Below are 13,789 nucleotides of genomic sequence, written 5' to 3'. Positions count from 1 at the left end.
AGTTTGTGATTATTTAGTCCGTAATTGGTCTGCTTTGTGGGGGAATTATTCGGCTTGTTTGCTTTTTACCTTAAATAAGCCCTTTGTATTTTCTGAGAAACCATTCTGCCGAAAGTAACAGTACAATAAGAAACAGCAGGATTTTCCAATCTACCAAAGGTACGATATTTTCTTTACTTTTCTGCACGGGTTTAAACCTTTCGTCTTCCATGAGATTAGCTTGCAGGTTTTCGGTTTGTGTATCGTAAAATAGTTTTCCCGTTGAATTTCCGGCAAGAGTTTGCAGTTTACGGATATCCGCATTCCCGTATTGTTGTTCCACGTCGAATTCCAGTATTCGGAATTGTCCGGACCGTTGTATATTTTCACCTTCGACCCGTATTTTAAAAGTGTATTCTCCTGCTTCCAGATCGCTCATGTCCGCTGCGTAATAATTGTTGCGGAGCAACATCGGGTAGGTTTTTTCGGTTTCGCTATCCTTACTCCTGACTTCTATACGCAAGGATGCTTCAGGGTTAAAAATATAATTGTTGTCGAAATACTGTGCGGTAATAACCACGGGAATAGTACCGTCATACAGGATTTCGTAGTCTGTTTCGAGGCGGTCCCTTTTTTTGTCAGACGCGAGATAGAATACCAGTTTACTTATAAATTTATCGAACTTTTCATAGTTTCTATTGTCCCGGTAATCCTGCATTCTCCATCTCCAGATGTCTTCTCCCAGGAGCAGGGCCATTTTTTTATTATCTTTTTCTGTAGTGAAAAGTAACGGGTTTTTGGTTACTACACCATTGATCCTCTGAAATAAAATGGTTTCATAGGAGATGTTTACGGCAATGTCTCCGAAAGGTGCCTGCAGGGGCGGATAGCGGGAAAAACCGATATCTTCGGAAGCAAATACGGAATAACTTTCGTTATAACTACCCTGTACTTCTTCAGTGAGGTTTCCCGGTTTTCTCGAAAAATCTTTTTGTATCCGGTTCAGAAAATTCCAATCGGTGTTTTTTCCCCCGATAATAAAAGTATTTTTTCCTGTTTTTTCCAGTTGCCGGAATGCATTGGTAAACGAAGTGTTTGGCTGATAGAGAATAACAAGCTGGTAATCGTCAATACGGTTCCCTCCCAGGTTGGGCTTACTTATGGTGACGGTACGTTCTTCATTGGACTCGATACTTCGCTTCAGCGCCCCGAGGTCCGGATGCACAATATCCGAAAGGATGAGGACTTCTGTTTTCTGGTCAATGACTTCTATACCGAATTCTTTGTAATTGTTTTTAATGTTTTTTTCGTTTTTTACAGGTAATATTTCAGCCCGAAAAGTGAGTAATCCCCGGGTGCCGGCGTCGAGGTGTGTCCGGATTATCTCCGATCTTTTTTCGGGAGAGAAATTGACGTTCTGACTGTAAAGTGTCCGGTTTCCGGACGTAATGTGAAAAGTGGAACTTACCGCAGTTTTTCCCTCGTAGTTAAGAATGATCTCTACGGGGAATTTATTTCCTAAGTATACGTATCTATTGACGTTGAGCCTTTGTATCTTGAGGTCATCATAGGTAGTTGTGTCTCCCAATGCCACCGGAAATACGGGCATAGGATAGTTCAATGATGTGTAAGTGTAATCTTCGCCATAAGTCTGATTACCATCGGTAAGGAGGATAATCGAGGCATTTTTTCCCCGGTAAATTTCTTTCAGAGAAGTCAGGGCTTCGCTTATATTGGTGTGTCGTTCTTCAAAGGACAGTACATCCCAGTTTTTCAGATTTTCTCCGAAAGTATAGTAATCGGAACTGAATTTTTCTGTGAGTTTCCCGTTTTGTTTCAGTTGCGAGATGATTTCCTGTATGTGTTGTTGTCGGTTAAGGTAGGGGATGGAAGAGGAGTTGTCCGCGATAATAGCAAGGACAGGTTTTTCTTCATAAACGGTTACTTTCCGGAATTTTGGATTGATAAGCAGTAACAGAATGGCAAATACGGACAGGAAACGCAAAAAAGCAAAAAGCAAGTTTTCTTTTGACTTGCCTTTTGCTTTTCCGTATTGGAACACTGCTGCGAGTAGTGCGACTACTCCCGCTATAATGAGGTATATAACCGACATTTAATCCTTTGTTTCATTAAGTGTTGGGACAAAGATATTCCGCCCGGAAATCAGGTAAGCATTCCTCCGTCTACATTGAGCACCTGCCCGGTGATATAAGCACTCATGTCAGAGGCCAGGAAAACACAGGCGTTGGCTACATCTTCGGGAGTACCACCGCGTTTTAACGGAATGGCATCTCTCCATCCCTGAACAGTCTTTTCCTCGAGTACCGCGGTCATTTCAGTTTCTATAAAGCCGGGAGCTATGGCATTGCAACGGATGTTACGTGAGCCGAGTTCGAGGGCTACGGACTTCGTGAAACCGAGAATACCTGCCTTGGAAGCGGCATAGTTGGTTTGGCCGGCATTACCTTTAACACCTACAACGGAACTCATGTTTATGATGGATCCTTTTCGTTGTTTCAGCATGGTCCTCTGCACGGCTTTGGTCATATTAAAAACGGACTTGAGGTTGACCTCAATAACCTTGTCAAAATCTTCTTCGGAAATGCGCATCAGGAGATTGTCTTTGGTTATCCCCGCGTTATTTATAAGTATATCTATACTGCCAAATTCGGCAAGTACATCTTCTGCCAGTTTTTGAGCTTCTTCAAAGCTTGCTGCATTACTTTTGTAACCTTTTGCTTTTACTCCCAGAGAAACGAGTTCTTTTTCCAGTTCGGCAGCGGCTTCAGCCGAAGAGCTGTACGTAAACGCAACGTTGGCGCCCTCCCGGGCAAAAACCTGCGCAATGCCTTTTCCGATTCCCCTGCTTGCGCCTGTAATAATAGCTGTTTTTCCTTCTAAAAGTTTCATCTGATATTTTTTATTCGTTTTTAATAGGTCGGCGCCTTTTCCGATCTACCGGAATGCGCGGAGCACATTATCAGTTGGTTTATTTTTTTGAGACTAAATGCAAAAAGCCGGAGCTTATGATATGTAATATATTTACCATTCTTTCCGTCTTTTACCTGATAAGCAATGACCAAATATAGCAAATAGAAATAGCACAAAACAAAAATCCCCGCCAATTTAGCGGGGATTTGTCATAAGAAGTTTATTATTATGATTTTACGGGTGCCGGTTTTTCAAAATTGAACAGGTAATCCACGTCCAGCTCGGTAACTTTACCCAGTTTGCCGAGGGCCTGCATATCTATATCTTGCTTGTTTCCGATAACCATAATATCATAGGAAGCTCCCTTAATATTTTCATTGAAAAAGCTTTTCAGATCCTCCAGGCTCATATCCTTAATGGTATTGTAAATTTCTTGCCTGTTATCGTGGGTTATGCCTTTTTTTCGGAGGTCTTCGTAACTCCAGAAAATATTGGTTTTGTTGATGCGTTTTGCGGCAAGTTGTTTTAGAACGGATTCCTTGGCGGCGTTAAACTGTTCTTCTGCTTCGGGCATATCGGTCATAAGTTCCATCATGGCATCTACAGCTTCGGGCATCTTATTGGCCTGTGTACCCATATAGGCCCATACATAGTCGGGCTCGTCTTTTTTACCGGCATTACTATATGAAGAGAAAGCGGAATATGCTAAAGATTTAGACTCCCGGATCTCCTGGAAGAGGATAGAAGACAACCCACTGCCGAAATAAGTGTTGAACAGGTTTGCTGCGGCTATTTTTTCAGGGTCAAACGTATCTCTTTTGGACAAAAACAGCATTTCGGCCTGTACCATGTCATAATCTACGAAGTATACGTTACCTCCATTCTCCTTTTCTATATACTTTTTAGGTTGCGGGTATTCTTTTAATGCGTCCGGAATTTTGTGTTTTTCATTCAGTGCGGCTACGGCTTCTTCGATTGCATTACCGTAATAAAACATACGGTGCTTGTATTGTTTGAGCTGTTTTACGAGATCTACCAGTTCTTCCGGGTCCGTTTCCTGTAATTCCTTCAACGTATAAATATCGCGAAGTCGGGATTCTTCTCCGTATTCGCCGTAACTCATCAGTCCTCTCCAAAGGATGGAGGATTTGTCACTTTTAACCTCTTCCCGTTGTTTGGTTATCTTTTGTACGTACTTGTTATACGTTTCCTGGTCTGCAACAGCATGGTCCCAGAGATGTTCCAGAAGTTCCAGTCCTTTCGGGAGATTTTCCTTAAGCCCGGAAAGATAGATATAAGACCGGTCGCTTCCCGAACTTACCCCGTATCGGATCCCCAGCTTATAAAACTCTTTTTTCAGTGCTTCGGGAGTGTATTTATCTGTTCCGAGATATTCGAGATAACCAACAGCAACCCCAAGTTTTTTATCATTATCCGTTCCCATGTCAAAAATGAAATTGATCTGGGCCAGGTCGTTGGTCTTGTTTTCTATATAGGATACCTCCACGCCATTATCCAGTCGGGTCTCCTTTATGGCCGAATCGTAATCCACATACTCGGGCCGGATGGGAGAAGAGGTTATTTTATTGAAATCTTTTAGGAACCCTGATTGTTTGTCTCGGTTGAGTTCTACCGGTGTGATCCCCGGATTTTCTACCTTCACCAGGTTTTTGTTTTCTCCCTGACGTTTGTAAACAACAACGTAGTTGTCTTTATAAAATTCATTAGCAAAATCGATCAGTCCCTGTTTGGTTATTTTTTTCAGTTCGTCGAGCTGTTTCACTTCGTCTTCCCAATCCTGGAAATGAACAAAGGCGTTGACATAGGCATAAGCTACAGCGCTGCTGTTCTCATATCGTTGCATTTTTGATAATTTCAGGTCATTTACAACCGCTTCGAGCATCCAGTCGTCAAACTCCCCTTTTTTAATCTTTTCGATCTCACCCAGTAACAGGTCTCTGACTTCTTCGAGAGACTGGTTGGATTTCGGGTGGCCGTCGAGGACATGTATACCATAATCGTTCTGAAAGTAAGTGTATGAGCCTGCTCTTTGCACTTTTTGCTGTTGGTTAAGGTCCAGATCTATAAGTCCGGCCGTGCTGTTGGCCAGGATATAATCTATTAAAGTGACATAGTTTTGTTCTTCGGAACCTATCCCTGCGCCCCGGAAGGCAAGGGAAACATTCTCCGAATCCGGTCCGGATACTTCTCTTTCAATTGGTGAATTTATCGGATTTTCCTGTGGTCTTTTCGGATATTGTACTTCTTTTTCTCCGAACTTCCCGAAGTTCTCCTGTACTTTTTTAATCGTTTCGTCAAAATCAATATCTCCCACAAGTATTACAGCCATATTGTTTGGTACGTAATATTTATCAAAATAGTTGCGAATAGCCACCATAGATGGGTTTTTAAGATGTTCGGAAACACCTATGGTGGGTTGTTGCCCATAAGGATGTGTGGGAAACAGTGCATCCATCATACTTTCAAAAGCCCTGTTGGAATCACTGTCCTGAGACCTGTTGAATTCTTCATACACGGCTTCCAGTTCGGTATGGAAGAGCCTTAATACCAGTTGGCTGAAACGTTCGCTTTCCAGCATTAACCATTTGTCCAGTTCGTTCGAAGGGATTTTGTTTACATATACGGTCTCTTCACTCGAAGTCCAGGCATTTGTGCCTTCTGCCCCAAGCGAACTTACCATTTTGTCATATTCATTGGCGATGGAGATCTTTGATGCTTCCTGAGAAACACTGTCAATTTTTCCGTAAATAATTTTTTTCTTCTCCGGGTCTTTTTCCGCTTTGTGTTCTTCATACAAGCGGGATATTTCGTCGAGCAGGGGACGTTCTTTTTCCCAGTTTTGTGTACCTATCTTGTCGGTCCCCTTAAACACCATGTGTTCCAGGTAATGGGCAAGGCCGGTATTGTCCGAAGGGTCATAAACGGAACCGGCTCTGACGGCGATAAATGTCTGAATTTTAGGTTCATCCGTATTTTTGCTGAGATAAACCTTAAGGCCGTTGTCTAAAGTATAAAGGCGAAGGTTTGTAGGATCGTTGCTTACCGTTTCGTAGACGAATCCGTTGGGGTCTGTGTGTTCGGAAACCGTTACTTTGGTTCCCGTTGTTTTTTTGCAGCCGGCGATACCGAAAGCAACCGCAATAAATAATAAGATTACTTTTTTCATAAAGTATGAATAGTTTGGTTATATGATACGATTAAAGTGAACGCTGTGTATTATAGTTATACACCCGGGATCGGGGGGAGTCCCAAACTTTTTCTTATTTAAAGACAGTAATGTATACTAAGATCCCTTAAAAAGAAGATGTTAAATTTAATAAAAAAAGAAAAATCCATTAGTATTCGGACTAATGGATTTTGAATATCCTGAAAACAGGAGTTTTATTTAAGGAATGCTTATCCCAGAACTTCGGCTACTTTTTTACCGATTTCCGCAGGAGAATTCACTACGTGGATACCACATTCTTTCATAATACGTTTTTTGGCTTCCGCAGTATCATCCGCACCGCCTACGATAGCGCCTGCATGGCCCATTGTTCTTCCTTTGGGAGCAGTTTCTCCGGCGATAAATCCGACAACAGGTTTTTTGTTACCGTTTTCTTTGATCCACCAGGCGGCATCCGCTTCGAGTTGTCCGCCTATTTCCCCGATCATAACGATACATTCCGTTTCCGGATCGTTCATAAGCAGTTCTACGGCTTCTTTGGTTGTAGTTCCGATAATCGGATCTCCTCCTATACCAATTGCCGTTGTAATCCCCAATCCTTGTCTAACCACCTGGTCGGCAGCTTCGTAAGTAAGGGTGCCTGATTTGGATACGATACCTACATTTCCTTTCTTGAAAACAAATCCTGGCATAATGCCTACTTTGGCTTCTCCGGGAGTAATGACACCCGGACAGTTAGGCCCTATCAGCCGGCAGTCTTTACCTTTAATGTAGCTGGAAGCGGTAATCATATCGGCTACCGGAATACCTTCTGTGATGGTAATGATAACTTTAATACCCGCATCGGCGGCCTCCATAATGGCATCTGCGGCAAAGGCAGGCGGAACAAAGATGATGGAAGTATCCGCTCCGGCTTTTTCCACGGCGTCTTTTACCGTATTGAAAACAGGACGGCCCAGGTGTTCCTGGCCTCCTTTTCCGGGGGTTACCCCACCTACTACGTTAGTTCCGTATTCTATCATTTGTTCGGCGTGGAAAGTACCTTCGCTGCCGGTGAAACCTTGTACAATTATTTTTGAATCCTTGTTGACTAAAACACTCATTATATTTGAATTTTTAATAGGCTATGCAAAAATAGGGTTTTATATGGATTATGTGTTACGCTTTGCCGTTTAATGTTCGGTAAGAATTGTTATTTTTTTGTTAGGCGAAGTTCCTGTTTTCCACAGGGGGACGACGTTATGGCTATTTTCTTATGCAGAGATATTTCCAGTATAGTTACCTGTTGTTCAATATCTTTATAATTTCCGGTATTTTCCGTATAGCGGCCAGTTCTCTGTACTTTTTACGGGCTTCTTCGGCGGGATAACCGAAATAGGTGGTATTTCCTTCCAGGGATTTACTTATTCCGGACTGTGCCAGGATAACGGCTTTGGTGCCTATGGTAATATCACTGGCTATACCTACCTGTCCCCATATGGTTACTTCATCTTCAATAATAACGCAGCCGGCAATTCCGGTCTGTGACGCTATGAGACATTTTTTTCCGATAACGGTATCATGTCCCAGATGAACCTGGTTGTCCAGTTTGGTTCCCTCTTTTATCCGGGTGCTTCCCGTCACTCCTTTGTCTATAGTACACAAGGCGCCGAGATCGACGAAGTCTTCGATAACCACATTTCCACCGGATAGTAGTTTGTCAAATCCTTCCGGTCTTTTCTTGTAGTAAAAAGCATCGGCTCCCAGGACGGTACCGGCATGTATGGTAACATTGTTTCCTATAACCGTGTTGTCGTATATAGTAACATTGGGATGAATAACACAGTTATCGCCGATGACAACATGGTTGCCAATAAAGACATTGGGTTGTATTATAGTATTTTTACCTATTGTGGCCGTAGGGGAGACAGAGGCACCGGCTTTTTCAAAAGGACGAAAGTGATCAGTGAGCTTATTGAAATCGCGGAAAGGGTCATCAGAGATAAGGAGGGCTTTGCCTTCCGGGCATTCTACTTGCTTGTTGATGAGCACTACCGTAGCGGCAGAATTGAGAGCTTTATCGTAATATTTTGGGTGGTCGACAAAGACAATATCACCGGGTTCTACAACGTGTATTTCATTCATTCCCTGAACAGGGAAATCTTCCCGGCCCACGTAGTCGCAGTCCAGGATGGCTGCTATTTGTCGCAATGTGTGTACCTGTGGAAATTTCATAGAGTATCTTCCGTTTATAGGCTATTCTTTTACCCGCTCTACATAGGTGCCTTTGTCAGTTTCGATCTTTATTTTGTCTCCTTCATTGATAAAGAGGGGTACGTTCACGGTAGCCCCGGTTTCCATAGTGGCCGGTTTGGTGGCATTGGTAGCGGTATTTCCTTTTAAGCCGGGCTCCGTATGTGTAACCTCCAGAACGACGTGTGATGGCATTTCTACAGATAGAGGCATGCTGTCCTCGGTATTGATGAGAATGGTCACTACTTCCCCTTCTTTGAGCAGGTCGGGCGCATCAAGTACATTTTTGGAAAGGGAGATCTGGTTAAAATCTTCCGTATTCATAAAATGAAAGGTTTCCCCTTCGGGATAAAGGTACTGAAAGGAATGGGTCTCCACCCGCACCTCTTCTATTTTATGTCCTGAGGAAAAAGTGTTATCTATCACTTTACCGGTCGTAACACTTTTCAGTTTGGTCCGAACAAAAGCCGGTCCTTTTCCCGGTTTTACGTGCAGGAACTCTATTACTTTAAAGATGTCATGGTTATATCGAATACACAATCCCTTCCGGATATCTGACGTTGTTGCCATGTTTTATGTTTTTATTGCTTAAACTTTCTTTTTTTATCAAAAACGACGGGTGATAGTCTACCCGGCGTTGAAATATCCTTTCATAATACCCCGTTGAGAGTCGCGTATGAACTGAAGGATCTCATCTCTTTCCGGGGTCGCTTCCATTTCTGCTTCGATGATCTCCATGGCCTGGGTATTATTATAGTTTTTTTGATATAATATCCTGTATATATTCTGTATCTCACGGATCTTGTCGGCAGAATATCCTCTTCTTCGGAGTCCCACAGAATTGATACCTACATATGACAGGGGTTCCCGGGCTCCTTTAATGTAGGGTGGAACATCTTTCCGAACCAGAGACCCTCCGGTAACAAAAGCATGGTTCCCTATAGAGCAGAACTGGTGTACGGCCGTCATTCCGGCAAGAACCACATAGTCACCGACAGTGATGTGCCCTGCAAGAGTGCTGTTGTTGGAAAAGATACAGTTGTCCCCTACAATGCAGTCGTGTGCAATGTGACAATAAGCCATTATCAGGCAATTTTTCCCGATAACGGTTTTCATCCGATCCACCGTACCACGGTTTATGGTAACACATTCCCGGATGGTCGTGTTATCACCAATTTCAACGATAGTTTCTTCTCCCTGGAATTTCAGGTCCTGTGGAGTAGCCGAGATCACCGCCCCGGGAAAGATATTACAGTTTTTTCCAATCCGTGCCCCTTCCATAATAGTCACGTTAGAACCTATCCAGGTCCCTTCTCCTATGATCACATTATTGTGGATAGTAGTAAAGGGTTCAATGACTACGTTCTTGGCTATCTTGGCACCCGGATGTACATATGCTAAAGGCTGATTCATGTGTGTCTGTTGATCGAAAATTATAATGCGAAATGTATCGGGAAAGATGGTCGTGCCGCTTTCCTAATCATTGTCGTTTTTTACTTTTACTATTTGCGCCATCATTTCGGCTTCCGTGGCCAATTTTCCATTGGCGTATGCATATCCCTGCATGTGGCATATACCTCTCCGTATGGGAGTTACAAGTTCCAGCCTGAATATGAGTGTATCCCCGGGACCTACCTGTTGTTTGAACTTTACTTTATCTATTTTCATAAAGAAAGTGAGGTAGTTCTCCGGGTCCGGTACAGTGCTCAAAACCAGAATACCTCCCGCCTGGGCCATGGCTTCTACCTGTAATACCCCGGGCATTACCGGAGCTCCCGGAAAATGACCGACGAAGAAAGGTTCGTTCATCGTTACATTCTTTACTCCCACAACATGGGTGTCCGAAAGTTCGAGAATTTTGTCTACCAGCAGAAACGGCGGCCTGTGCGGCAGCTTTTTCATAATATCAGTAACATCCATTAGTGGAGCCTGATTCAGATCGTATTGCGGTACTTTGTTCCTTTTTTCTATCTTGATGATCTTGGAAAGTTTCTTTGCAAACTGCGTATTTATAAAATGACCTGGCTTGTTGGCGATGATCTTGCCGCGGATTCGTGTACCTACCAGGGCGAGATCCCCGATGACATCAAGCAGTTTATGCCGTGCCGCTTCGTTGGGGTAGTGAAGGGTAAGGTTGTCCAGTATACCGTTCTGCTTTACCGAAATGGAATCTTTCTGAAAGGCTATTTTTAGCTTTTCCATGGTTTCAGGAGACAGTTCCTTGTCTACATATACGATGGCGTTGTTCAGGTCACCTCCTTTGATCAGGCCGTTCTCCAAAAGGGTTTCTATTTCGTGCAGGAAGCTGAATGTTCTGGCATTGGATATTTCTTTTTTGAACTGGGACAGTTGTTTCAGGGTTGCGTTTTGTGTTCCCAGTACCTTGGTACCGAAATCTACCATGGTAGTTACCTGGTATTCATCGGCAGGTATAACGGTTATTTCGCTTCCGGTTTCTTCATCTGTATAGGAAATAACATCTTTTACAATGTATTCGTCCCTTTCCGCATCCTGTTCCACCATGCCCGCGCTTTCGATAGCTTCTACAAAATATTTGGAGGAACCATCCATAATCGGAGGTTCCGGGGCGTTGAGTTCTATCAGTACGTTATCTATTTCCAGTCCCACCAGGGCAGCGAGGACATGTTCGGAGGTATGTATACGGACTCCTTTTTTCTCCAGGTTGGTTCCTCGCTGGGTGTTAACCACATAATTGGCGTCGGCTTCAATAACCGGGCTTCCTTCGAGGTCAATACGTTTAAAAGCGTAACCGTGATTTTCAGGAGCAGGCTTAAAGGTCATAGTCACTTCATATCCTGTGTGAAGGCCTACTCCCTGCAGCGTAACTTCTTTTGCAATGGTACGTTGTCTGGCAACTTTATCACTACTCATTATCGTTCCGTTTTTTTATCGAATTGGTGAATGATTTGTACTAATTTGGGCAGGTTTTTAAAATGAACATAAGATTTGTTATAATCTCCATGGTTAAATGCAGGAGAGCCTTGTAATGCTTCATCATCCTGAACATTTCTTGTTATTCCGGACTGGGCCTGAACCTTAACGCGATTGCCTATGGTTAAATGACCTACAATCCCTACCTGTCCGCCAATCATACAATTCTTTCCTATTTTGGTAGATCCTGCGATACCGGTCTGTGCGGCTATTACGGTGTTTTCTCCTATTTCCACATTGTGAGCTACCTGAATCTGATTATCGAGTTTAACCCCTTTTCTTATAATGGTAGAACCCAACGTAGCCCTGTCTATAGTAGTTCCTGCTCCTATGTCCACGTAATCTTCGAGTATAACGTTTCCTGTTTGGGGAACTTTGGAGTACCTGCCGTTTTCATCGGGAGTAAAGCCAAAACCGTCCGCACCTATAACAACACCACTGTGAATAACACAATTGCTGCCTATTATTGTTTCGGAATAAATTTTAGCGCCTGCAAATATAACTACATTATCTCCCAAAGAAACATTGTCCCCTACATAGGCGTTAGGATATATTTTGCAGTTGCTTCCTATTTTTACATTATCTCCTATATAGGAAAAAGCGCCCAGATAGATGTTTTCTCCATAACTGGCAGACTCCGAAATATAAGAGGGTTGCTCTATTCCGGTTTTGTTCATCTTTACCTGGTTGTAATATTCCAGTAACCTGGAAAATGACTTATAGGCGTCCTCCACTTTTATGAGGGTGGTGGAAAGTTCAGCTTCGGCTTCGAAGTCCCTATTTACAATAGTGATCGAAGCTTTAGTAGTATAAATATATGACCGATACTTGGGATTGGCCAGAAAAGTAAGGTCGCCTTCAGTACCTTCTTCTATCTTGGCCAGCTTGGAAACCTCTACATCCGGGTCTCCAATAATGTCCCCTTCCAGGATGCCTGCTATTTGACTTGCTGTGAATTTCATTCCTGCAAAAGTATAAAAAAAGTAAATATTAAGTTATCGTCCCGTTAAGTTAATAGACGAAACATAGGGGTGGAGTGTTACATAAAACTGTTATAAGTCAGTGAACCACCGTAGGTTGAAAATTATAGAGATACTTCTATTTATGTTTTTTTTATTTTTTTACCCTTGTTTTTTTAGCTGTGTTTAGGATAACACGCATAATACTTGGTTACCGGTTTGGATAATGCTTTCAGGTTGAGTAGGTCGGACGCCTTCACCACATCGGAGACTTTTCCCGATTTCATGAGGATGTGAATGTTTTCTTTGTCCATACTATAGGCGAGGTTCTCCACTTCTCCGGTAAATACGAAATAACGTGCCGTTTCTTCCGGAACTTCATATTTTTCCTTAAAAAGATCTATGTGCTTTTCCAGTTTTTTTTCCGGGAAGGGCTTTTTCCGGTATTTAATTTTGAGGAGGTCCCGATTCAGGATCATAGTACAGAGCCGTGATAAAACGAAGTCGTCATGAAATTGCCATTCTTTCATGGCAGAGATAATATCGTAATCATCGAGCCTGGAGAAAATATCGAGGACCGAAGCGTCGAAATGCTGTATTTCCACTTTGTGGGTGAGGAAATATTCGAGAGCTGTACTGGCTTTAATATCGACTCCTTCGGAAACCAGTTCTTTTGCCCTTTGCAAAACACGTATAAGAAGCTGTTCGGCAGCAAGTCCTGTTTTATGGAGGTAGGCCTGCCAGTACATCAGTCGTCGCGCCACCAGGAATTTTTCTACGGAATAGATCCCTTTTTCCTCGATAGCCAGTTCATTGTCCACCACATTGAGCATGGTAATCAACCTTTCGGAATTTATGTTTCCTTCCGCCACCCCGGTATAAAAACTGTCTCGTTTCAGGTAATCCGTACGGTCTATATCGAACTGACTTGAAATTAACTGGTGCATGAACCTGCGGTGGTATTCGCCACGGAACATTTTTATGGCCAGCGTTAAACTTCCGTTAAAAGTACGATTCAATTCTTCCATAAAAAGCAGGGATATTTGTTCGTGGCTTACCCCGTTTACAATACTGTGTTCCATAGCGTGAGAAAAAGGGCCGTGACCTATATCGTGCAGTAAAATAGCCGCGAGCAGGGCTTCTTCCTCTTCTTCTGAGATGTCAACCTTCTTAAAGCGAAGGGTTTGCACTGCTTTTTGCATGAGATGCATGCAACCCAGGGCATGGTGAAATCGGGTGTGGTGAGCCCCGGGATATACGAGATAAGACAATCCCATTTGCGATATCCGGCGGAGCCTTTGAAAGTATCTGTGTTCTATAAGGTCAAAAACAAGAGTATTGGGTATGGTAATAAATCCGTAAATTGGATCGTTAAATATTTTGAGCTTGTTAGTATGATTCATGTATATAAAATTTTGCAAACTTTTAGTTTTGCCTTATTTGTATATCAGTTAGTAATTATCTTTGCTTGTCAAATACCCGTAAGAGGTTTTTAATGTTTATTTTTGGCGCGAAACCTGTAAACCGCGATCTGGTTATTTTCCCCGTC

The 13,789-nt window shown here is 42.8% G+C and carries 10 protein-coding genes; all 10 read right to left on the bottom strand.

What is annotated here, in order from left to right:
- Nucleotides 1-70: 70 nt before the first annotated feature.
- The 10 genes from ACVBDY_RS03555 to ACVBDY_RS03510 all read right to left on the bottom strand — a co-directional run bounded on the left by ACVBDY_RS03555 (nt 71) and on the right by ACVBDY_RS03510 (nt 13,643).
- Complete coding sequence (locus tag ACVBDY_RS03555) at nt 71-2,092, bottom strand: vWA domain-containing protein (protein ID WP_447174091.1); 2,022 nt, start codon at nt 2,090-2,092, stop codon at nt 71-73.
- Between the two features lie 50 nt (nt 2,093-2,142).
- Complete coding sequence (gene fabG, locus ACVBDY_RS03550; protein WP_447174090.1) at nt 2,143-2,889, bottom strand: 3-oxoacyl-[acyl-carrier-protein] reductase; 747 nt, start codon at nt 2,887-2,889, stop codon at nt 2,143-2,145.
- A gap of 247 nt (nt 2,890-3,136) precedes the next feature.
- Nucleotides 3,137-6,097 (bottom strand): M16 family metallopeptidase, encoded by a 2,961-nt coding sequence (locus ACVBDY_RS03545; RefSeq protein ID WP_447174089.1) that lies wholly within the window; start codon nt 6,095-6,097, stop codon nt 3,137-3,139.
- A gap of 230 nt (nt 6,098-6,327) precedes the next feature.
- Nucleotides 6,328-7,200 carry a succinate--CoA ligase subunit alpha gene (gene sucD, locus ACVBDY_RS03540; protein ID WP_447174088.1) on the bottom strand — a complete coding sequence of 291 codons (873 nt, stop codon included), beginning with the start codon at nt 7,198-7,200 and terminating at the stop codon, nt 6,328-6,330.
- A 175-nt stretch (nt 7,201-7,375) separates the two neighbouring features.
- A complete protein-coding gene (locus ACVBDY_RS03535) occupies nt 7,376-8,311 on the bottom strand; it encodes a UDP-3-O-(3-hydroxymyristoyl)glucosamine N-acyltransferase (protein ID WP_447174087.1) in 936 nt (311 codons plus the stop codon).
- A gap of 21 nt (nt 8,312-8,332) precedes the next feature.
- Nucleotides 8,333-8,899 carry an elongation factor P gene (gene efp / locus ACVBDY_RS03530; protein WP_447174086.1) on the bottom strand — a complete coding sequence of 189 codons (567 nt, stop codon included), beginning with the start codon at nt 8,897-8,899 and terminating at the stop codon, nt 8,333-8,335.
- A 57-nt stretch (nt 8,900-8,956) separates the two neighbouring features.
- Nucleotides 8,957-9,742 carry an acyl-ACP--UDP-N-acetylglucosamine O-acyltransferase gene (lpxA, locus tag ACVBDY_RS03525; protein WP_447174085.1) on the bottom strand — a complete coding sequence of 262 codons (786 nt, stop codon included), beginning with the start codon at nt 9,740-9,742 and terminating at the stop codon, nt 8,957-8,959.
- Nucleotides 9,743-9,805: 63 nt separating this feature from the next.
- A complete protein-coding gene (locus ACVBDY_RS03520; RefSeq protein ID WP_447174084.1) occupies nt 9,806-11,221 on the bottom strand; it encodes a bifunctional UDP-3-O-[3-hydroxymyristoyl] N-acetylglucosamine deacetylase/3-hydroxyacyl-ACP dehydratase in 1,416 nt (471 codons plus the stop codon).
- A complete protein-coding gene (gene lpxD / locus ACVBDY_RS03515) occupies nt 11,221-12,243 on the bottom strand; it encodes a UDP-3-O-(3-hydroxymyristoyl)glucosamine N-acyltransferase (protein ID WP_447174083.1) in 1,023 nt (340 codons plus the stop codon). Before lpxD ends, ACVBDY_RS03520 begins: the two co-directional genes overlap by 1 nt.
- A 173-nt stretch (nt 12,244-12,416) precedes the next feature.
- Complete coding sequence (locus ACVBDY_RS03510) at nt 12,417-13,643, bottom strand: HD domain-containing protein (protein ID WP_447174082.1); 1,227 nt, start codon at nt 13,641-13,643, stop codon at nt 12,417-12,419.
- Nucleotides 13,644-13,789 lie beyond the last annotated feature (146 nt).

The sequence above is a fragment of the Sinomicrobium halophytocola genome (genome assembly GCF_052983395.1).
The sequence above is the reverse complement of the archived record's forward strand: the minus strand, read 5'-3'. Positions and strand labels throughout refer to the sequence as shown.